Origin of the sequence: Streptomyces liliifuscus (assembly GCF_016598615.1) — a bacterium.
Lineage (GTDB): Bacteria > Actinomycetota > Actinomycetes > Streptomycetales > Streptomycetaceae > Streptomyces > Streptomyces liliifuscus.
The window spans coordinates 9,920,471-9,940,769 of record NZ_CP066831.1; the positions used below are offsets into that span (position 1 = coordinate 9,920,471).

A 20,299-nucleotide genomic window follows, 5' to 3' on the forward strand; every position below is an offset into this window, starting at 1 on the left:
GGGCCGACACCTTCAGCCCGTCCGGCGTTTGAGGACGAGGCCGTTCAGGCCGACAGCGGGGGTCTGGGGGCGGAGCCCCCGGAAGGGACGGGAACGGGCAGGGGCGGCGGGGGCGAAGAACCCCACCCCCCTCAGCCCCCTCCGGGGCACATCCACATCATCACGTCGAAGGGACGACGGACGACGATGTTCCATCCCAGACGCACACTCAAGGCCCTGCTGCTACCGCTGGCAGCAGCCCTCGCCCTCACCGCCCTGCCCCCGCAGAGCGCCCACGCCGCAAGCACCCTCACCAACGCGGGCTTCGAGTCGAACGGCACAGGCACCACCACCCCGACCGGCTGGTCGACCTACTCGGCGGGCGGCCAGACCGCGGCCTCCTTCACGGAAGCGGGCGGCCACGGCGGCAGCTACCGCCTGACGCACTATTCCGCCTCCGCCTACAAGGTGGAGACGTACCAGTACCTCTCGGGCCTCACCAACGGCAACTACAAGCTCACCGCCTGGGTGCGCTCGGGCGGCGGCCAGAACTCCGCCCACCTCGCCCTGAAGAACTGCGGCGGTTCGGAACAGCGCACCGACATCCCGGTCTCTTCCAGCGGCTGGATACGGATCGTCACCCCGGTCGCCGTGACGAACAACCAGTGCACGATCAGCGTCAACTCCGATGCGAAGGCGGGCAACTGGATCAACGTCGACGATCTGACGTTCACCTCCGGCACGGCGGGCCTGCCCATCAAGGGCTCCGACGTGTCGTCGCTCGCCAAGAGCGAGGCCAAGGGCGGCGTCTACAAGAACAGTTCCGGCACGACCGGTGACGCGCTCGCCATCCTGAAGTCCGCCGGGCAGAACTACGCCCGCCTCAAGGTGTGGGTGAACCCCGCCGACGGCTACAACAACAAGGCGCGCGTCCTGGCGACGGCCAAGCGCGTCAAGGCGCAGGGCATGAAGCTCCTCGTCGACTTCCACTACTCGGACACCTGGGCCGACCCGGGCGCCCAGTCCAAGCCCGCCGCCTGGGCAGGACACTCGTACAGCCAGTTGAGGACCGACGTCTACAACCACACGTACGACGTGCTGAACGCGCTGAAGGCGCAGGGCACCACGGCCGACATGGTCCAGGTCGGCAACGAGATCAACGGCGGCATGCTCTGGAACGAGGGTTCCACCTCGAACTGGTCGCAGCTCGCCGGGCTGCTCAACTCCGGCTACGACGCGGTCAAGGCGGTCAACTCCGGAACCACCGTGGCGCTGCACCTCGCCAAGGGCGGCGATCTGGCGGGCACCCGCTGGTGGTTCGACAGCGCGGTCTCGAACGGCGTGAAGTTCGACGTCATCGGGCTGTCCTACTACGGCTACTGGCACGGCACGCTCGTCGACTTCCAGACGACCCTGGACGACGCGGCGGCCCGCTACGGCAAGCCGGTGTACCTCGCCGAGACGGCCTATCCCTTCCGGTTGGACAGCAAGGACTCGCACGAGAACATCATCGATCTCAGCAGCGAGCTGGTGGCCGGCTACCCGGCCTCGACCGCCGGCCAGACGCAGTGGATGAAGGACATGGCGAGCATCGTGGAGGCCGTCCCGAACGGCCGCGGCCTCGGCATCTTCTACTGGGAGTCCACCTGGACCGCGGTCACCGGCAACGGCTGGGACCCGACGGACCCCTCCTCCGGCAACGGCTGGGAGAACCAGGCCCTGTTCGGCTACGACGACAGGGCGCTGCCGGCGATGGCGTGGTTCAGCCACCGGTGACGGTCTGAAGTCATGGTGAGGGGGTGACGGAAGCGGTCCCGCTTCCGTCACCCCCTCACCGCTCGCGGCCTCACTCCCGCCAGAACGGCTCCCGCAGCTTGAACTTCTGCAGCTTCCCCGTCGCCGTGCGCGGCAGCGACTCCACGAAGTCGACCCGCTTGGGCGTCTTGAACCCGGCCAGCCGCGTACGGCAGTGCGCGATCAACTCCTCGGCGGTGACGCCCGATCCGTCCGTCACGACGAGCGCGGTCACCAACTCGCCCCACTTGGCGTCCGGAATCCCGATCACCGCGACCTCGCGCACGGCCGGATGCGAGGTGATCACGTCCTCCACCTCGATCGACGAGACGTTCTCGCCGCCCGAGATGATGACGTCCTTCTTGCGGTCGGAGATCACCAAGTAGCCCTCGTCGTCGAGGTATCCGCCGTCCCCGGTGTGGAACCAGCCGCCCGCCTGCGCCTTCGCGGTCTCCTCGGGCTGGTCCCAGTAACCGTCCAGGTTGTGGTTCGACGCGGTCAGCACCTCACCGTCGACGTCCACATCGACGCGTACGCCGAGAGCGGGCACCCCCGCCCGCCCGAGCCGCCGGGCACGATCGGTGGGCTCCAGGTCGTCCCACTCCTGTCGGCCGCGGTTGACCGTGACGAGCGGCGAGGTCTCGGTGAGGCCGTAGATCTGGATGAACTCCCAGCCCAGCTCGCCCATCACACGCTCGATCGTGCGGGTCGGCGGCGGCGCGCCCGCGCAGACGATACGGACCCGGTCGCGCCCGGGGATCTCGCCCTCCCAGTCGGCGGCGGCGTCGAGCACGGCGTTCAGGACGGCGGGCGCCGCGCACATCAGGGTGACGCCGTGCCGCTCGACGCGCCGCAGGATCTCGGCGCCGTCGATCTGGCGGAGCACGATGTGCCGGCCGCCGACGCCCGTGACGCCGTACGGCATGCCCCAGCCGTTCGCGTGGAACATCGGGAGCGTGTGGAGGTAGACGTCACGGTCGCTGATCGTGGTGTGCAGCCCGAACACGGTCGAGTTGAGCCACAGATTGCGGTGGGTGAGCTGAACTCCCTTGGGGCGGGCGGTCGTTCCGGACGTGTAGTTGACGCTGGCCGTCGCGCTCTCGTCCGGTGCGGCCCACTCCCGCGGTTCCGTGTCGCGCAGGAAGAGATCCTCGTCGTCGCCGAGTACGAACTTGTGCTTGACGTCGAGCGTGTCGAGCACGTCCGCACAGGACGCGTCCGCGTAGACCACCGAGGCACCGGAGTGCCGGACGATGTAGTCGATCTCCGGCTGCGTCAGCCGGAAGTTCACCGGCACCAGGACGCGCCCCCAGCCGGAGACACCGAAGAACGAGGTGAGCAGCCGCGCCGAGTTCTGCGAGATCACCGCCACCCTGCCGCCCACGGGTACGTCCAGTTGGTCGAGTTTGGCGGCCTGGGCGCGGGCGAGCGCCGCCAGCTCCCGGTAGGTGGGTTCGCCGAGGCTCGGCCCAGGCTGCTCCGGTTCGTCGACGACGGCGACGCGGTCCGGATAGACATGGGCCGCGCGGTCGAGGAAGTCACGGACGGTCAGCGGGTAGTACACGACAGCACCTCCGGGGTCGGTGATGCATACGTACCTACCCCGGCGTTGCGCAATGCCACCAGCGGCCACTACTGTCCAAAGTGGCTAATCAATTAGTTACCTAAGAGGTGGCAGATGAATCCCTTCCGCAAGGCGGTGGAGGACGGCGACCACGCGGCCGTCGTCGACCTGCTCGCCGAGGACGTCGTGTTCACCAGCCCCGTGGTGTTCAAGCCGTACGCCGGAAAGCCGATCACCGCGGCGATCCTGGGCGCGGTCATCGAGGTCTTCGAGGACTTCCACTACATCCGCGAGATCGCGAACCCGGACGGCCGGGACCTCGTCCTCGTCTTCGAGGCGCGAGTGGGCGACCGCGCACTCCAGGGCTGCGACATCCTGCACTTCGACGAGGACGGCCGCATCGACGAGCTCACCGTCATGGTCCGCCCGCTGTCGGCGGCCCAGGCACTCCAGGCCGCGATGGCGGCCCGGTTCGAGGCCGTCGAGAAGGAGGCGTCGGGCGCGTCCTGACGAGTCGGGGTTTAGCCTGATCTCCTGCCACGACCAGGAGACATACGCCCATGACCGCCCCCGATTCCGAGACCGTGGACGAACCTGCGGAACGGCGCGCGTCCGGCCGACGGCCTTCGGTCTGGCGGGGGCAGGGGCCGGCCGTGGCGGCGGTCTCGGTCGGCGGCGCGCTCGGGGCCTCGGCGCGCTACGGGGCCGCGCTCCTCTGGCCCACACACACGGGCGGCTTCCCGTGGACCACGTTCTGGGTCAACGTCGTCGGTTGTTTCGTGATCGGCGCCTTCATGGTCGTGATCACCGAGGTGTGGGCGGCCCACCGGCTGGTACGCCCGTTCTTCGGCACCGGAGTGCTCGGCGGCTTCACCACGTTCTCGACGTACGCCGTCGACATCCAGAGACTCGTCGACACGGGCCATCCCCGCACCGGCCTCGCCTATCTCGCCGCGACCCTGTTGGCGGCGCTCGCGGCGGTCTGGCTCGCGGTGACGGCCACGCGCCGGATCCTGGAGTGGCGGCGGCGCCGATGAACCCCACGGGCGGGAAGGGTAAGAAGTCGTTGTGAACTGGGTGTTGGTGATCGTCGGTGGCATGGTCGGTGCGCCGCTGCGCTATCTCACCGACCGCGCGGTGCAGTCCCGGCACGACACGGTCTTCCCCTGGGGCACCTTCGCGGTGAACGTCGTCGGCTGTCTGATCCTGGGCCTCCTCACCGGCGCTGCCGTGGCCGGAGCGGCCTCCTCGCACCTCCAGCTGCTGCTCGGCACCGGCCTGTGCGGAGCGCTCACCACGTACTCGACGTTCTCGTACGAGACCCTGCGGCTGACCGAGGACGGCGCCCGTCTCTACGCCGCCGCCAACGTGATCGCGAGCGTCGTCGTGGGACTCGGTGCGGCGTTTGCGGGTGTTTCGGTGGCCGAGGCCCTCTGGGCGTAGCCCCTGAGGTCACACCTGGGCGTAGTAGGACTGGCTCCGCCGCGGCCGACGTACGGCTGCCCGCCCGTGCCGCGGCAGTCGTCCGCACGTCCGCCCAGCAGAACTGGATCCCATGAGCGCCATCTCCGTCGGTCAGGCCGTCGTCCTCGGAGCCGTCGAGGGGGTGACCGAGTTCCTTCCCGTCTCCTCCACCGGCCATCTCAAGATCACCGAGGGGCTCATGGGCATCCCCGTCGACGACAACGCCGTCGTCGGCTTCTCCGCCGTCATCCAGGTCGGTGCCATCGCCGCGGTGCTCGTCTACTTCGTCAAGGACATCGTGCGGATCGTCTCGGCCTGGTTCCGGGGCCTGCGGGACCGCGAAGAGCGCTACCACCACGACTACAGGTTCGCCTGGTGGGTGATCTGCGCGACGATCCCGATCGTGGCCGTCGGCCTGGCCGCCAAGCCGCTGATCGAAGGCCCGCTCGCCTCGCTCTGGGTGGTCGCGGGCTCCCTGATCGTCGGCAGTGGCGTGATGTGGGCGGCGGACCAGATGGGCCGGCACAAGCGTGGCGAGGACGACACCTCGTTCAAGGACGCGATGCTGGTGGGCAGTTCACAGATCCTGGCCCTGCTCTTCCCCGGCTTCTCACGCTCGGGCGCCACCATGTCCACCGCCCTGCTCCTCGACCTCGACCGAGTCGCCGCCACCCGCCTCTCCTTCTTCCTCGGCATCCCGGCCCTCACCGGCGCAGGCCTCTACGAACTCAAGGACGCCCTGGGCGCGGGCACGGGCGCCCTCCCACTGGCCGTGGGGACAGCGGTGTCCTTCCTGGTGGCGTACGCCTCGATCGCGTGGCTGCTGAGGTTCGTGTCGAAGCACTCGTTCAACGCATTCGTGATCTACCGGATCATCATCGGGTTGTCGCTGTTCGGACTGTTGGGCGCCGGCGTCCTCTGATCGTCCGGGCGGGCGGGGCCCGCGAGCCGGTCTCACGCCCCGGCCCTCCCTTGACAGTCACCTCCCGTTCCCCCCAGGATCACCCCCGTGAACCTGTCAGACAGCCAGACAGCTGGCTCGGTGCCGAGGCGTATCAGCGCCATGGAAGCGGTGCTCGGGCACCTTCGTGGTGCCATCGAGCGCGGTGAGTACGCCGTGGGGGACAAGCTGCCCTCCGAGGCGGAGCTGTGCCGACGTCTTGAGGTCAGCCGGCCCGTGCTGCGGGAGGCGCTCCGGGCCCTGCAGACGATGGGCCTGACCGTGTCCCGGACCGGCAAGGGCACTTTCGTGCTGTCCAACGGACCCGTCGAGGACCCCACGTTCGGCGATTACGCGGCCAGCGACCTGCTGGAGGTCCGGCGGCACGTCGAGATCCCCGTGGCCGGATACGCGGCGGCGCGCCGCACCCCCGAGGACCTCGACCACCTGGCCCACCTGCTGGAGCGGATGGAGCGCGAGACCGACACCACCGCGTGGGTGGCCATGGACACGCTCTTCCATCTCGCCGTGGCACAGGCCGCCCAGAACCCGGTCTTCCGCCGGGTGATCGAGGAGATCCGGGACGCACTGGCCCGCCAGTCGGCGTTCCTGAACGAGCTCGGGGGCCGCCGCGAGCAGTCCAACCGCGAACACCGCGCCATCGTCGAGGCCCTGGTCGACGGCAGCGCACACGACGCGACCGAGGCGATGGCACATCACCTCGACCGCGTCGAGACGACCCTCACCGCGATCGTGCGCTCCGAGCACACGGACGGCGCGGACACCCCCACGGAAGGCGGACCAAAGGCGTGAGCGAGCAGTCCCTCGAAAAAGAGACAGGGCAGACACGGAAAGCCGCCGTTCATGTCGACGCCGGTGACGCGGGATACAGCAAGTCCCTGAAGTCCCGGCACGTCAACATGATCGCCATCGGCGGGGCCATCGGCACCGGTCTCTTCCTCGGCGCCGGAGGCCGCCTCGCCGACGCCGGACCCTCGCTCTTCATCGCGTACGCCGTCTGCGGTGTCTTCGCCTTCCTGGTCGTCCGCGCCCTCGGCGAACTCGTCCTCTACCGGCCCTCATCCGGGGCCTTCGTGTCGTACGCCCGGGAGTTCCTGGGCGAGAAGGGCGCGTACACCGCGGGCTGGATGTACTTCCTGAACTGGGCGACCACCGGCATCGCCGACATCACCGCGGTCGCCACCTACACCCACTACTGGGGGATGTTCTCCGACGTCCCGCAGTGGGTGATCGCCCTCATCGCACTCGCGGTCGTGCTGACCGTGAACCTCATCTCCGTGAAGATCTTCGGCGAGCTGGAGTTCTGGTTCGCGATCATCAAAGTCGGCGCGCTCGTCGCCTTCATGCTGATCGGCATCTTCCTGCTGGTCACCCAGAACCCCGTGGACGGGACCACCCCCGGCCCCTCGCTGATCACGGACAACGGCGGCCTCTTCCCCAACGGCCTTCTGCCGATGCTCCTGATCGTCCAGGGTGTTGTCTTCGCCTACGCCTCCGTCGAGCTGGTGGGCGTCGCGGCGGGCGAGACCGAGAACCCCGAGAAGATCATGCCGAAGGCCATCAACTCGATCATGTGGCGCGTCGGTCTCTTCTACGTCGGCTCGGTCCTGCTGCTGTCGATGCTGCTGCCCTGGAACAAGTACACCTCCGGAGAGAGCCCGTTCGTCACCGTGCTCTCCAACATCGGCATCCCGGCCGCGGGCGGCGTGATGAACCTCGTCGTGATGACCGCCGCCATGTCCAGCCTCAACTCCGGGCTCTACTCGACCGGCCGCATCCTGCGCTCCATGTCGATGTCGGGCTCGGCGCCGAAGTTCACCTCGGTGATGAGCCGCAGCCAGGTCCCGTACGGCGGAATCCTGCTGACCAGCGGTATCTGTGTACTCGGCGTCGGACTCAACTTCGTCGTCCCCGCCGACGCGTTCGAGATCGTGCTGAACTTCGCGGCGATCGGCATCCTCGCCACCTGGGGCATGATCATGATCTGTCATCTGCAGTTCTGGCGGAAGACGGAGGACGGCGAGCTGGACCGCCCGAGCTACCGCCTCCCGGGCTCGCCCTGGACCGAGCTCGTGACCCTCTTCTTCCTCGCCTCGGTACTGGTCCTCATGTACGCCGACGGAGGAGCGGGCCGCACCACGGTCCTCTGCCTGCCGCTGATCGTGGCGGCACTGGTCGCCGGCTGGTACGGCGTACGCCGCCGGGTCGAATCGATACGAAAGCCCGAGGTGGACGCATGACCCCCGGCGCCCTCGCCGACTACGGGTGCTCCCTCGCCGCGGCGCCCTCCATCAGAGAACCGCTCCACGCACCCGTGGCCCATCTCGTACGCGGCGGAGTCATCGAAGGCATCCACTACGGTTCGGTGGTCGTGCTGGCCGCCGACGGAAGCGTGGAACTGCAGATCGGTGACATCGAGGCGGCCTTCTACCCCCGCTCGGCCCTCAAGCCGGTGCAGGCCGTGGCGATGCTGCGCGCCGGGCTGCCGCTCGACGGCGACCTGCTCTCGCTGGCCGCCGCGAGCCACTCCGGCGAGGAGCGCCATCTCGCCGGCACCCGGCGGATCCTTGAGCTCGCCGGACTCGCCGAGGACGATCTGCGCAACGTCACGGACCTGCCCTACGACCCGGTCGTCCGCGAGGACTGGATCCGCGCCGGCCGACTGCCCTCCCGGCTCGCGCAGAACTGCTCCGGCAAGCACGCGGCGATGCTCTACACCGCACGCCTGAACGGCTGGTCGCTCGACGACTACCTCGACCCCGCGCATCCGCTCCAGCAGGCGATCGCGGAGATCGTCGAGGACCTGACCGGCCAGGCCATCGCCCAGGTCACGGTCGACGGCTGCGGTGCCCCGCTGTTCTCCGTCTCGCTGCACGGGCTCGCCCGCGCCGCCGCCCGGATCACGACGGCCCCGCCCGGCACCCCCGAGGCACGGGTCGCCGACGCGATGCGCGAGCACGCCGAGATGGCGTCCGGCACCGGCCGCGACGTCGCCGCGCTGATGCGGGCCGTACCCGGCCTGCTCACCAAGGACGGCTTCGAGGGCGTACAGGTAGCCGCGCTCCCCGACGGCCGGGCCGTCGCCGTGAAGATCGCGGACGGCGCCGACCGGGCCCGCGTACCGGTCACCGCGGCGGCACTCGCCCGCTGCGGCGTAGACCCGTCCGCGCTCACCGAGTTCGCCGGGGCGCCGCTCCTCGGCGGCGGCACGGTGGTCGGAAGCATCCGCCCGGCCCGGGCACTCGACCCGATCGCAGGGCCTCCGGCGTCCTGAGGAACCCAACGAATCCGCCGGACGCGCGACGTGCACAGCCTCGCCTCCCCACCCTCTCCAGAAGGAAGAACCGCACCGACATGACCGTCCGCAGTGAGCACGACCTGCTCGGCGACCGTGACGTCCCGGCCGAGGCGTACTGGGGGGTCCACTCCCTGCGTGCCAAGGAGAACTTCCCCATCACGGGGATGCCGATCTCCGCGTACCCGCACCTGATCGAGGCGCTCGCAGCGGTCAAGGAGGCCGCCGCCCGCGCCAACGAGGACCTCGGGCTGCTGGAGCCCCGGAAGGCGGCCGCGATCGTGGCGGCCTGCCGGGAGATCCGGGACGGGAAACTGCACGACCAGTTCGTCGTGGACGTCATCCAGGGAGGGGCCGGCACCTCGACCAACATGAACGCCAACGAGGTGGTCGCCAACCGGGCGTTGGAGCTTCTCGGTCACGCCAAGGGCGAGTACGAGTTCCTGCACCCGAACGAGGACGTCAACCTCGGGCAGTCGACCAACGACGTCTACCCGACGGCCGTCAAGGTCGCCACGGTGTTCGCGGTACGCGAGCTGCTCAAGGCGATGTCCGTGCTGCAGGACGCCTTCGCGGCCAAGGCGTTGGAGTTCCGCGACGTCCTCAAGATGGGGCGTACGCAGTTGCAGGACGCCGTGCCGATGACGCTAGGGCAGGAGTTCTCGGCGTACGCGGTGATGCTGGACGAGGACCGCAGCCGGCTCGCCGAGGCCGTCGAGCTGATCCACGAGATCAACCTGGGTGCGACGGCGATCGGCACCGGGCTCAACGCGCCCGCCGGGTACGCCGAGGCGGCGCGCCGGCACCTCGCCGACATCACCGGCCTTCCCCTGGTGACGGCGGCGAACCTGGTCGAGGCGACCCAGGACTGCGGGGCGTTCGTCCAGATGTCCGGAGTGCTGAAGCGGATCGCCGTAAAACTCTCCAAGAGCTGCAACGACCTGCGGCTGCTGTCGTCCGGGCCGCGAGCCGGGTTGAACGAGATCAACCTGCCGCCCGTGCAGGCCGGTTCGAGCATCATGCCCGGCAAGGTGAATCCGGTGATTCCCGAGGTCGTCAACCAGGTCGCCTTCGAGGTGATCGGCAACGACGTGACGATCACCATGGCGGCGGAGGCCGGGCAGCTCCAGCTGAACGCGTTCGAGCCGATCATTCTCCACTCGCTGTCCGAGAGCCTGACGCATCTGCGGGCGGCCTGCATGACGCTGGCCGAGCGGTGCGTCGCCGGAATCACGGCGAACACCGAGGCGCTGCGGGTGACCGTGGAGAACTCGATCGGCCTGGTCACCGCGCTGAACCCCCACATCGGCTATACGGCCGCGACGGACATCGCGAAGGAGGCCCTCGCGACCGGGCGCGGCGTCGCCGAACTGGTCCTGGAAAAGGGCCTGCTCCCACCGGACCGCCTGGCGGCGCTGCTTCGCCCCGAGGTCCTGGCGGGCTCCCAGACAGGCTGAGGGGGCGGGGGTCCGTGTACGGGTGCGGCTCGGCGGTGGCTGTTCGCGCAGTTCCCCGCGCCCCTAAAAGCCCGCGCCGTTCCCCGCGCCCCTAAAAGCCAAAAGATTGCGCAGTTCCCCGCGCCCCTGAAGGGGCACGCCCCCACCCAGCGGCAGTCGCCCCCCGGCCGAAGGGGTCGTGTCGGGGTTTCCGATCGCAGCACGACCTCCCGAGGGCACCCAATAGAACAGGGGATGACACAGCTGCGATCGGATGCCCCGTCGCGGCCCCGACCCGACGACACACGGGAGGCGCATCTTTCAGGGGCGCGAGGAACGGCGCGACCAGCCCCACCCAACCCGCACCCACACACGAACCGGCGTCACAATGGTGATCATGAGCTCGCCCCTGACCTTCCAACCGGTCCTGCAGCGAATCGCCGAAGAGATCGCGGCCGCCCCCGACCGCGGCCGCCCCGCCGACTACATCCCGGCGCTCGCGGCATGCGACCCGCACAGCTTCGGCATGGCGGTCGCAGAACTGGACGGCACGGTGTACGGCGTCGGCGACTGGCGCCAGCCCTTCTCGACGCAGTCCATCACCAAGGTCTTCACCCTCGCCCTCGACCTGGCCCGCGAGGGCGACGAACTCTGGGAACACGTAGGCCGCGAACCCTCCGGCAACCCCTTCAACTCCCTCGTACAGCTGGAGTACGAGAACGGCATCCCCCGCAACCCGTTCATCAACGCCGGCGCCCTCGTCGTCACCGACCGCCTCCACACCCGAACCGGCGACGCGGCGCGCACACTCCTCGACTTCCTGCGCGCGGAGAGCGGCAACGACCAGCTCGCCATCAACAAGGACGTCGCCGCCTCCGAGGCCACCCGAGGCGACCGCAACGCCGCACTGGGCCACTTCATGGCGTCGTACGGGAACATCGAGAACCAGGTCCCCGTCCTCCTGGACCAGTATTTCCACCAGTGCTCCATCGAGGCCTCCTGCGCGGACCTCGCCCTCGCCACCGGCTTCCTCGCCCGCCACGGCATCCGCTCCGACGGCACCCGCCTGCTGACCCAGAGCCAGTCCAAACAGGTCAACGCGATCATGCTCACCTGCGGCACGTACGACGCGGCGGGCGACTTCGCCTACCGCGTGGGCCTGCCCGGCAAGAGCGGCGTCGGCGGCGGCATCATCGCCGTCGTCCCCGGCCGCTGCACGCTCTGCGTCTGGAGCCCCGGCCTGGACGAGCGGGGCAACTCGGTGGCGGGAGTAACAGCCCTGGACCGCTTCACGACCCTCACGGGCGTGTCCGTGTTCTAGCCGGTTCGAGGGGAACGTCCGCCGGCACCGAAGCGACGGCCGCCGCCCGGTAACACGGCGGACATGCTGCGGCTGCCGCTCAGAGGGAGACGTGTCGCTTTCCGGCCACCCCGCGTTGACACGCTGACCGAGTGTTGGCCAAGGGTTTCTCCGTCGATCTGCGTCGCTGTCAACTGCTCGGGCTCACGGGCTCGGTCGTCCTCGCGCTGGGAGGCGAGACGGCCGGGGCACTGCCCGTAAGGGAGTTGCCGGCCCTCGCGTCGGGACGGGCGGCGCTCGGGCTGGTCGGCGTGTACTTCGGAGTGGTGCTGCTCATAGCGGCCTGGGGTCTGCTGGGGCGCGTGATCCGAGGGCCCGAGCCACCGAGTCCGCGAGCGCTGCTGGTCGTACTCGCCGTGTGGGCCACGCCGTTGCTCCTCGCGCCGCCGCTGTTCAGCCGTGACGTCTACAGCTATCTCGCACAGGGCGCGATGGTCGACGCGCACATCGACGTCTACACGCACGGCCCGGCCATACTCGGCGGACCACTCGCGGACGAGGTCGCACCCGTGTGGCAGCGGACCGCGACACCGTACGGACCGGTCTTCCTCGCGGTGTCCTCCGCGCTGTCCGGGCTGACCCGCGGCGAGGTGCCCGCCGGCCTGTTCGGCATGCGGGTCGTCGCGCTGCTCGGCGTGGCGCTGATGGCGGCCGCGCTGCCGAGGCTGGCCAGGCACAGCGGCGCGGATCCGGCCGCCGCGCTGTGGCTCGGCGCGCTCAACCCGCTCGTGCTGCTGCACCTCGTCGCCGGAGCGCACAACGACGCCATCATGCTCGGCCTGCTGGGCGCGGGACTGGTGGCGGCGCTCGGCCGGTGGCCCGTCCTGGGCGCGGTGCTCGTCACGCTCGCGGCCCTCGTCAAGGTCCCCGCCCTGCTCGGCCTCGCGGCCGTCGTGGCCCTCCAGGTGCGGGCCGGCCGCAGCATGGGGAGAGCCATCGCCACGACGGCGGCCGCCGCAGCGGCCACCACCGTCGCGGCAACGGCCGCCGCCGGTACGGGATACGGGTGGATAGGCGCCCTCAAGACGCCCGTGTCGCCGGAGAACCTGTCGCCCACGAGCGTTCTCGGCCGTGCCACCGGTGCCCTTCTCCAAGGCCTGGGCAGCGATCTCGCGCGCTTCGCACTGCCCGCCTGGCACGCCCTCGGACTCGCGGCCACAGCGGTCGCCGTACTCGTCATATGGCTGCGCCGCCCCCGCCTCAGCCCGGTCTACGCGCTGGGCCTCAGCCTGGCGACGGTGGCCGTGCTCGGCCCGGCCATCCGCCCCTGGTACGCGCTGTGGGGGCTGTTCCTCATCGCCGCGGCCGCGCCCAGCACATCCGTACGCCACCGCGTCGCCGCCGTGAGCGGAGCCCTCGCGCTCGCGGTCCTGCCGAGCGGCGGTCCGCCCGATGCCGAGCAGCTGGCCCTGGCGGTGTCCGGCGGGATGCTCGCGCTGGTCGTGCTCTGGCAGGCCCACCAGACGACGACCGCTCCCGTCCTGGGGCGGACCGCATGAGGCTGACCGGTACGGATCGCGGGCGGCTGCTCCTCGTGCTCGCCCTGGCAACCGCGGTGGCCGTCTTCACCGCGACCGTGCCGCTCCTTCGGGACTGGTTCGACCTGCGGGTCTACCACGGGGCCGTCGACGCCTGGATCCACCACGGCGGCAGCGTCTACGACTACCGGGTGCCGGGGACGGAGTACGGCTTCACGTATCCGCCGTTCGCCGCGGTCAGCATGCTGCCGATGGCGCTGCTCGCCCTGCACGCCGCGATCGCCGTGGGCCTGGTGCTCAACCTCGCCGCGACGGCCTTCGTCCTGCACGTCCTGGCGGGGGAGAGGCTGCGCCGGCACGGCTGGTTCGGCCTCGCCGTCACGGTCTGTCTGCTCGCCCTTCTCGAACCGGTCCGCGACACCTTCAGCTTCGGCCAGGTCAACCTCGTGCTGTTGGCTCTCGTCCTCGGCGACGCCTGGCTGCTGTCGACGGGCCGTGCGCGCTGGGCCGGCGTCGGGATCGGGCTCGCCGCCGCGATCAAGCTGACGCCCGCGATCTTCATCGTCCTGCTGCTCCTCGCCGGACGTCGGCGGGCCGCCGGAACCGCGGTGGGCGTCGCCGCGGCAGCCACCGCGCTCGCGGCCTGGGTCATGCCCGACGCCTCCCGCTTCTACTGGACCGAGGCGGTCTGGGACACCACCCGCATCGGCCGTCTCGACTACGTCTCCAACCAGTCGCTGCAAGGCGTACTGGCCCGGCTCGCCGACCCCGCCGAACCGAGCCGCGCCGCCTGGGCGTTGGCGGCGCTGGTCGTGCTCGGCGTGTGGGTGTGGCGCGCGCGCCGGGCGCTGGCGGCGGACGACGTCCTCGGCGCCTTCGCCCTCACCGGGCTCGCCGCCTGTCTCCTCAGCCCGATCACCTGGGTGCATCACCTCGTCTGGCTGCTGCCGTCGCTCGCGATCCTGTTCGGGGAGGGGCTCCGGCGCAGACGGCTGCTGTGGATCGCCGGGGGCCTGTACGTCCTGCTGTGCAGCAGTGTGGTGTGGCTGTGGTTCGACGACGCGTCCGGCATCGACGGCTTCGTCGGCAGCAACACCTATGTGTGGATCACCCTCGGCCTGCTCCTCGGGCTGCCCGTCGGTCAGGCACGGCTGAACCGCCCGCCGTGGAAACGCAGGACCAGTGACACGGCGCCCGCGCCCAGTCCCGCGGCGCCCGCGAGGGTCCCCGCCTCCGCCAGCCAGTCGGCCGAGGCGTCCTCGCCCGTCGTGACCGCGGGCACTGCCGCCGGGCCCGCCGTGGACACGCGGCGCGGCGGCAGCAGCGAGCCCACCGGTTCGACACGCCCGGCGGCCCCGAAGCCCCAGTCGAGCAGCGAGCGCGCCTCCTCGTACACGGTGAATCCGCCGCCCGCCTGAGGGTCCATCACCGTGACGACGAGGGTGCGCCCGTCCCGGCGCGCGGCGGCGACGAGCGTGTTGCCCGCCTGGGAGGTGTAGCCGTTCTTGACGCCGACGAGCCCCCGATAGGGCGCGACCCCGTCGGCGCCGGTGAGCAGCCGGTTGGTGTTCTGGATCTCGAACGACCAACCGCCGGCCGGGAACTTGGCGCGGACGGTGGCGGCGTACCGCGCGAAGTCCGCGTTGCGCAGCCCGGCCCGCCCGAAGACGGCCAGGTCGTACGCGGACGACACCTGCCCCGGCGTGTCGTACCCGTCGGGCGAGACGACCCGCGTGTCGCGGGCGCCCAGGGACCGGGCCTTGGCCTGCATCTGGGCGGCCGTGCTGCGCCAGCCGCCGTTCATCTCGGCCAGTACGTGCACGGCGTCGTTGCCGGAGTTCAGGAAGACGCCCCGCCACAGGTCGGCGGCGCTGTAGGTACGGCCCTCGGCGATGCCGACCCGGCTGCTGCCGGGGCCGACGCCCGCCAGTTCCTCCGCCGTGACGGTGTGCCGGACCGCCGCGGGCAGCACCGGCAGCACGGTCAGTGCGAAGAGGGTCTTCAACGTGCTGGCGGGCGGCAGCTTGAGATGGGCGTTGTGCGCCGCGAGCACCTCGCCGGTCTCGGCGTCGGCCACCACCCACGACCGGGCGGAGACGTCCTGGGGCACCTTGGGCGCCCCGGCCCGGGGCCTTACCTGGGTCCCGGGCCGGTCCAGCGTCGAGGGCCGCGCGGTGGCGGGTTTCGACGCGGAGACATGGGGAGTGGCCGGGGCGGCTCCGTCGTGGGCGGCGGCCGTTTTCGGCGCGAAGGCCAGCGCACCCACCACACAGGCGGCGGAGCAGCAGACGGCCGCACGCGAAGGAAATCCGATTGTCATACCGCCAACCTAGGAACGCGCAGGTCACATCCCCGGCTGCCCGGGCCGGGCGGCGGCATCGAGCACCCGGATGCCGCAGCGTTCCGGGGCCTGCCAGGTCCGGGGCGGGCCCGCGAGGTCCACCTCTACTGGCCCGTGGGCACGGTCGGCTGGACCTGCCGCAGGAACGTCGCGTTGTCCGGGGTCCGGCGCAGCTTGTCCAGGAGCGTCTCAAGCCCGGCCTGCGGGTCCCCGCGGGAGAGCAGGGCGCGCCGCAGACCTCGTACGGCCCCCAACTCGGCGGCCGGGACGAGGAGTTCCTCGCGGCGGGTGCCGGACGGGGTGATGTCGACGGCGGGGAAGATCCGTCGGGACGCGAGATTGCGGTCCAGGCGGAGCTCCATGTTGCCGGTGCTCTTGAGCTCCTCGAAGTAGTAGTCGTCTGCGCGGGAGCCGGTCTCCACGAGGGCGGTGGCGATGATGGTGAGCGAGCCGGCCTCCTCGGTGAGGCGCGCGGCCCCGAAGAACCGCTTGGGCCCGTGCAGCGCGGCCGCGTCGACACCGCCGCTGAGGGTGCGGCCACTGGTGGCGGCCGCGTTGTTGTGCGCCCGGCACAGCCGGGTGAGCGAGTCGAGCAGGATCACGACGTCCTGGCCGGCCTCGACCAGCCGCTTGGCGCGCTCCACGGCCAGCTCGGCGAGCGCGATGTGCTGCTTGGGAGCCTGGTCGAAGGTGGAGGCGAGCACCTCACCCCGTACGGAACGGCGCATGTCGGTGACCTCCTCGGGCCGCTCGTCGAGGAGTACCACCATCAGGTGGGCCTCGGGGTGGTTGCCGGCGACGGCGGCGGCCAGCTGCTGGAGCAGCACGGTCTTGCCGGTCTTGGGCGGGGCGACGATCAGGCCGCGCTGGCCCTTGCCGATCGGCGCGACCAGGTCGATGAGACGGGTGGTCGCACCGCCCGCCGGGTGTTCGAGGTGCAGCCGCTCACACGGGTGCAGCGGGGTCAGGTCATGGAAGTGCGGGCGGCCACGCAGTTGCGCTGCCGGCAGGCCGTTGACCCGCTGGACCTCGGTGAGGGCTCGCTGCTTGCCGCGTACGCCTTCGACGAGGTCGCCCTTGCGCAGTCCGTGTCGGTGGATCAGCGCGGCGGAGACCTGAAGGTCGGAGGGCCCGGGAAGCAGGCTCTGGGCCCGCAGGTGGCCCTGCCCGTTCGAGGTGATGTCGAGTACGCCGGTGGCCTGCTCCTGGGTGACGGGAGTGGGCGGGCGTTCGAGTGTGGTGGTCATGGTGGTTGTCCTTTCGCGGACGGTTCTTGTGGTCATGTGGGATGGGGGAGAGGCCGGATCGGGGGCGGTATGGACACACCCCGGCGGCGGAGACATCACCTCTCGTGCCGTGCCACGCCGTGACGGCGGACGCGAAGCCCCGTGACCGGACACGGCGTAGGAGTCGCACGACTCGCACGCGTTGTGCCTGTACGAGGAGAGGTGGTGCGGAGAAGCTGCTTCGCCGGTCGGAAGGGACGGGCTGATCAGCTGGATGAGAGGTATTTCAGCACCGGCGCCCGAGAAAGGGGCGTACACAAGTGCTGATGGCACTGTAGCACTACTCCCTCCGGCGAGGGCCGGATGGCCGGATCCCAGGGCGTTGACACGGGAGATGCCTCGCGTCACGGTGGTCGGCATGGTCGATGCCGGGATCGTCGAACGCGTAAGGGAACTGCGGCCGTTGATCCGGCGGAACGCGCTGCGGGCCGAGCGGGAACGGCGCGTGCCCGACGAGGTCGTCGCCGCGCTGACCGGCACCGGCATCCACCGGATGAACGTCCCTCGCCGTTACGGCGGTTACCAGACTCCGCTGCGCACACAGGTCGACGCCTTCGCGGAGATCGCCGTCGAGTGCGGCTCCACGGCGTGGATGACACTGAGTCAGGCGGGGGTCTCGTACATCGCGGCGCTCTTCCCCGACGAGGCGCAGGACGACTTCTTCACCGGCCCGAGCGGTCCCGACGCGAGGATCGGCGGCACGCTCGTCCCCGGCGCCACGGCGGTGCCGTACGACGGGGGGTATCGGGTGGACGGCGCCTCGGCCTTCGCGACCGGCTGTCATCACGCGGACTGGCATCTGCTGACGGCCGCGGTCACGCCCGCCGACGGTTCGCCGCCGGAAGGGCCGCCCGAGATGGTCTGGGCCGCGGTGCCGATGGCCGAGCTGGAGATCCTGGACGACTGGCATGTCACAGGTCTCGCCGGTACTGGGAGTAACACCGTCGTGGCCCGGGACATTCCCGTCCCCGCCCATCGCGTGCTTCCGGTCGGTCCGATGCTCGCCGGACAGATCCCGTCGAAGGCCAACGCGGACGACCCCTTCTACCGGATGCCCGTGCTGCTGCTGTTCTGCGCCTGGGCAGCGCCGGTGGCACTGGGCCTGGCCCGGGCGGCGATGACGGAGTTCGGCGAGCGCATCCACCGGCGCGGCATCACGTACACCTTCTACGAGCGGCAGAACGAGGCCACCGTCACGCATCTCCAGGCGGCCGAGGCGCAGATGAGGATCTCCAGCGCCGAGCTGGTGGCCGCCCGACTGACCGACGAGATCGAGACCAAGGCCCGCGACGGCTCCCCGTACACCCTGCGCGAGCGGGCCAGGATCCGGGCCGAGAGCGGCTATCTGACCCGCCTCTGCAAGGAGGCCGTCGATCTGCTCGCCTCCGCCGCCGGTGCCTCATCGCTCCAGCAGGAGGTGCCCATGCAGCGCATCGCCCGCGACATGAACGCACTGTCCGTGCACTCCTTCGTCAACCCGGCCACCAACCTGGAGATCTACGGCCGCGTCCTGTCGGGAGTGGACCCGGGCACCCCCTTCCTGTGACGGTCACGGACGGTCACGGACGGCGGCGAGGGCGGCTCGCCGACGACAGTCAGGAGAATCGGTTGGACAGCACCCCTGCCATGCACACCCCTGGAATACCCACTCCTCTCGTCCCACCGCACCGGATGGACCCGGCCGGCGGCTGCCCGCACGCCGACAACGCGCGCCTCCTCGCACGTGGCGCCGTCGCCTCGGTCGTCCTGCCCGGCGGAGTGGAAGGCATGGCGGTCCTCGGGCACGAGGCGCTGAAGGAGTTCCTCGCCCACCCCGAAGTCGCCAAGGACGCAGGCCACTTCACCGCGCTGCGGGAGGGGCGGATAGCCAAGGGATGGCCCCTCACGACCTTCGCGACCGTACGAGGGATGACGACCGCGGACGGCGACGACCACCGACGGCTGCGCGCATTGGTCAGCAAGGCGTTCACCGCCCGACGGGTCGAGCAACTGCGGCCCAGGATCGAGGAGTTGACGGACGGACTGCTCGACGACCTGCATCGCGCGGCCGAAGAGAGCGGAGGAGTGGCCGACCTGCGCGAGCACTTCGCGCTGCCGCTGCCGATGGGCGTCATCGGGGAACTGCTCGGGGTCGACGCCGAGTACCGTGACCGGCTGCACCACCTCTCCAACCAGGTCGTCGCCACCGACATCCGGCCCGAGAAGGCCCTCGCCGCGAACAAGGAGCTGGTGGCCGTGCTGGGCGCGGTGGTCGCGGTCCGCACCGAGCGGCCGGGCGACGACCTCACCACCGCGCTGATCACCGCCCGCGACGAGGGCGGCGACCGGCTCACCCACGAGGAACTCATCGGCACCCTGGTACTGATGATCATCGCCGGGCACGAGACCACACTGAACCTCATCACCAACGCCGTACGCGCCCTCTGCGGCCACCGGGAACAGCTGGAGCGGGTCACGCGGGGCGAGGCCGGCTGGGCGGACGTCGTCGAGGAGACCCTGCGCTGGGACGCGCCCGTCAGCTACTTCCCCTTCCGCTACCCCGTGCGGGACCTGACGGTCGACGGGACCGTGATACCCCGGGGTACGCTCGTCCTGTCCGGCTACTCGGCGGCCGGGCGCGATCCGGCCGCCCACGGGCCCGACGCCGACCGCTTCGACGTCACCAGGCCCGCCAGGCCCGGCACCACGCGGCATCTGTCCCTCGGTCACGGCACCCACTACTGCCTCGGCGCCCCGCTGGCCCGGCTGGAGTCCACCATCGCCCTGGAGCGGCTGTTCGCCCGATTCCCCGGCCTCGACGTGGCTCTGCCCGAGGCGGACCTCGCCCGCCACTCCAGCTTCGTGGGCAACAGCGTCCGGGCACTTCCCGTACGCGTGTCACCGCGGGTGTGAAGTCCGCTCGCCCGAACAATCATGGGGATGTGTCGATCCGGCGCCGGCCCGTTCGTCGGTGGGGTGCAGGGACCAGGAACAGAGGGAATCGAGGAGGACCGGGTCATGAAGTACGTGATGTTCATCTGCACCCCCGTCGGCGGCGAGGAGCTCAGCCCCGAGGAGATCGCCGACGACCCCCGCTTCACCTCGTACATCGACGAGGTCCGCACCAGCGGCGTGGTGAAGGGCGGCGCACGGCTGCGGCCGGCCACCGACGCCACCACCGTGCGCGTCCAGGGCGACGAAGTCCTGCTCAGCGACGGGCCGTTCGTGGAGTCCAAGGAGTATGTCGCCGGTTTCGACATCATCGAGGTCGCCGACCTCGACGAGGCCATCGCGCTGGCGTCGCGGCATCCCGCCGCGCTCGGCGGCGGTTCTGTCGAGGTGCGGCCGGTCTGGGAGTGAAC

17 protein-coding genes and 1 pseudogene are annotated in these 20,299 nt (G+C 70.5%); 15 read left to right on the forward strand and 3 right to left on the reverse strand.

Annotated elements, in window-relative coordinates:
• Window positions 1-186 precede the first annotated feature (186 nt).
• The gene (locus JEQ17_RS43275) at window positions 187-1,755 is read left to right on the forward strand and encodes a glycoside hydrolase family 53 protein (protein WP_200400376.1); all 1,569 of its coding nucleotides are present in this window, start codon (window positions 187-189) and stop codon (window positions 1,753-1,755) included.
• Window positions 1,756-1,825: 70 nt separating this feature from the next.
• Here the strand turns inward: JEQ17_RS43275 and JEQ17_RS43280 are convergent, their stop codons facing one another.
• A complete protein-coding gene (locus tag JEQ17_RS43280; RefSeq protein WP_200400377.1) occupies window positions 1,826-3,337 on the reverse strand; it encodes an AMP-binding protein in 1,512 nt (503 codons plus the stop codon).
• Window positions 3,338-3,451: 114 nt separating this feature from the next.
• On the opposite strand from JEQ17_RS43280, the gene JEQ17_RS43285 reads away from it, so the two are divergent.
• The 11 genes from JEQ17_RS43285 (at window position 3,452) to JEQ17_RS43335 (ending at window position 14,749) form a co-directional block, all read left to right on the forward strand.
• Entirely contained in the window at window positions 3,452-3,847 is a 396-nt protein-coding gene (locus tag JEQ17_RS43285) for a nuclear transport factor 2 family protein (RefSeq protein ID WP_200400378.1), read from the forward strand.
• 50 nt (window positions 3,848-3,897) lie between these two features.
• A complete protein-coding gene (gene crcB, locus JEQ17_RS43290; protein ID WP_200400379.1) occupies window positions 3,898-4,374 on the forward strand; it encodes a fluoride efflux transporter CrcB in 477 nt (158 codons plus the stop codon).
• Window positions 4,375-4,405: 31 nt separating this feature from the next.
• Window positions 4,406-4,780, forward strand: a complete 375-nt coding sequence (crcB, locus tag JEQ17_RS43295) for a fluoride efflux transporter CrcB (RefSeq protein WP_200400380.1) — start codon at window positions 4,406-4,408, stop codon at window positions 4,778-4,780.
• A 112-nt stretch (window positions 4,781-4,892) separates the two neighbouring features.
• Window positions 4,893-5,723: an undecaprenyl-diphosphate phosphatase gene (locus JEQ17_RS43300; protein ID WP_200400381.1), complete on the forward strand. Its 831-nt coding sequence runs from the start codon at window positions 4,893-4,895 to the stop codon at window positions 5,721-5,723.
• Between the two features lie 87 nt (window positions 5,724-5,810).
• Window positions 5,811-6,554 (forward strand): FadR/GntR family transcriptional regulator, encoded by a 744-nt coding sequence (locus JEQ17_RS43305; RefSeq protein ID WP_200400382.1) that lies wholly within the window; start codon window positions 5,811-5,813, stop codon window positions 6,552-6,554.
• Window positions 6,551-8,002, forward strand: a complete 1,452-nt coding sequence (locus JEQ17_RS43310) for an amino acid permease (protein ID WP_200400383.1) — start codon at window positions 6,551-6,553, stop codon at window positions 8,000-8,002. The genes JEQ17_RS43305 and JEQ17_RS43310 overlap by 4 nt, the downstream gene beginning before the upstream one ends.
• Window positions 7,999-9,036, forward strand: coding sequence for an asparaginase (locus tag JEQ17_RS43315; protein ID WP_200400384.1), 1,038 nt, complete (start codon window positions 7,999-8,001; stop codon window positions 9,034-9,036). Before JEQ17_RS43310 ends, JEQ17_RS43315 begins: the two co-directional genes overlap by 4 nt.
• An 80-nt stretch (window positions 9,037-9,116) precedes the next feature.
• Complete coding sequence (aspA, locus tag JEQ17_RS43320) at window positions 9,117-10,514, forward strand: aspartate ammonia-lyase (protein ID WP_200400385.1); 1,398 nt, start codon at window positions 9,117-9,119, stop codon at window positions 10,512-10,514.
• Between the two features lie 367 nt (window positions 10,515-10,881).
• Window positions 10,882-11,814 carry a glutaminase gene (locus JEQ17_RS43325; protein ID WP_200400386.1) on the forward strand — a complete coding sequence of 311 codons (933 nt, stop codon included), beginning with the start codon at window positions 10,882-10,884 and terminating at the stop codon, window positions 11,812-11,814.
• Window positions 11,815-11,945: 131 nt separating this feature from the next.
• On the forward strand, window positions 11,946-13,352 hold the full coding sequence (gene mptB, locus JEQ17_RS43330; RefSeq protein ID WP_200400387.1) for a polyprenol phosphomannose-dependent alpha 1,6 mannosyltransferase MptB: 1,407 nt from the start codon (window positions 11,946-11,948) through the stop codon (window positions 13,350-13,352).
• Window positions 13,349-14,749 (forward strand): glycosyltransferase 87 family protein, encoded by a 1,401-nt coding sequence (locus JEQ17_RS43335; protein ID WP_234048586.1) that lies wholly within the window; start codon window positions 13,349-13,351, stop codon window positions 14,747-14,749. The genes mptB and JEQ17_RS43335 overlap by 4 nt, the downstream gene beginning before the upstream one ends.
• A gap of 59 nt (window positions 14,750-14,808) precedes the next feature.
• Here the strand turns inward: JEQ17_RS43335 and JEQ17_RS43340 are convergent.
• Window positions 14,809-15,651, reverse strand: a pseudogene (locus tag JEQ17_RS43340) (D-alanyl-D-alanine carboxypeptidase family protein); the annotation flags it as partial.
• 125 nt (window positions 15,652-15,776) lie between these two features.
• Entirely contained in the window at window positions 15,777-16,919 is a 1,143-nt protein-coding gene (rho, locus tag JEQ17_RS43345) for a transcription termination factor Rho (RefSeq protein ID WP_234048587.1), read from the reverse strand.
• Window positions 16,920-17,316: 397 nt separating this feature from the next.
• Between rho and JEQ17_RS43350 the strand changes: the two genes are divergently transcribed.
• The 3 genes from JEQ17_RS43350 (at window position 17,317) to JEQ17_RS43360 (ending at window position 20,297) form a co-directional block, all read left to right on the forward strand.
• Window positions 17,317-18,504, forward strand: coding sequence for a flavin-dependent monooxygenase (locus JEQ17_RS43350; protein ID WP_200400390.1), 1,188 nt, complete (start codon window positions 17,317-17,319; stop codon window positions 18,502-18,504).
• Window positions 18,505-18,584: 80 nt separating this feature from the next.
• Window positions 18,585-19,850 (forward strand): cytochrome P450 family protein, encoded by a 1,266-nt coding sequence (locus JEQ17_RS43355; RefSeq protein WP_234048838.1) that lies wholly within the window; start codon window positions 18,585-18,587, stop codon window positions 19,848-19,850.
• Between the two features lie 105 nt (window positions 19,851-19,955).
• Window positions 19,956-20,297 carry a YciI family protein gene (locus JEQ17_RS43360; protein WP_055616712.1) on the forward strand — a complete coding sequence of 114 codons (342 nt, stop codon included), beginning with the start codon at window positions 19,956-19,958 and terminating at the stop codon, window positions 20,295-20,297.
• Window positions 20,298-20,299: the final 2 nt, after the last annotated feature.

Excerpts from the sequence above, each read along its gene's own strand:
- JEQ17_RS43275 (WP_200400376.1), top strand. The coding sequence starts at position 187 with ATGTTCCATCCCAGACGCACACTCAAGGCCCTGCTGCTACCGCTGGCA.
- JEQ17_RS43285 (WP_200400378.1), top strand. The coding sequence starts at position 3,452 with ATGAATCCCTTCCGCAAGGCGGTGGAGGACGGCGACCACGCGGCCGTC.
- crcB (WP_200400379.1), top strand. The coding sequence starts at position 3,898 with ATGACCGCCCCCGATTCCGAGACCGTGGACGAACCTGCGGAACGGCGC.
- JEQ17_RS43300 (WP_200400381.1), top strand. The coding sequence starts at position 4,893 with ATGAGCGCCATCTCCGTCGGTCAGGCCGTCGTCCTCGGAGCCGTCGAG.
- JEQ17_RS43315 (WP_200400384.1), top strand. The coding sequence starts at position 7,999 with ATGACCCCCGGCGCCCTCGCCGACTACGGGTGCTCCCTCGCCGCGGCG.
- aspA (WP_200400385.1), top strand. The coding sequence starts at position 9,117 with ATGACCGTCCGCAGTGAGCACGACCTGCTCGGCGACCGTGACGTCCCG.
- JEQ17_RS43325 (WP_200400386.1), top strand. The coding sequence starts at position 10,882 with ATGGTGATCATGAGCTCGCCCCTGACCTTCCAACCGGTCCTGCAGCGA.
- JEQ17_RS43335 (WP_234048586.1), top strand. The coding sequence starts at position 13,349 with ATGAGGCTGACCGGTACGGATCGCGGGCGGCTGCTCCTCGTGCTCGCC.
- rho (WP_234048587.1), bottom strand. The coding sequence starts at position 16,919 with ATGACCACCACACTCGAACGCCCGCCCACTCCCGTCACCCAGGAGCAG.
- JEQ17_RS43350 (WP_200400390.1), top strand. The coding sequence starts at position 17,317 with ATGGTCGATGCCGGGATCGTCGAACGCGTAAGGGAACTGCGGCCGTTG.
- JEQ17_RS43355 (WP_234048838.1), top strand. The coding sequence starts at position 18,585 with ATGCACACCCCTGGAATACCCACTCCTCTCGTCCCACCGCACCGGATG.
- JEQ17_RS43360 (WP_055616712.1), top strand. The coding sequence starts at position 19,956 with ATGAAGTACGTGATGTTCATCTGCACCCCCGTCGGCGGCGAGGAGCTC.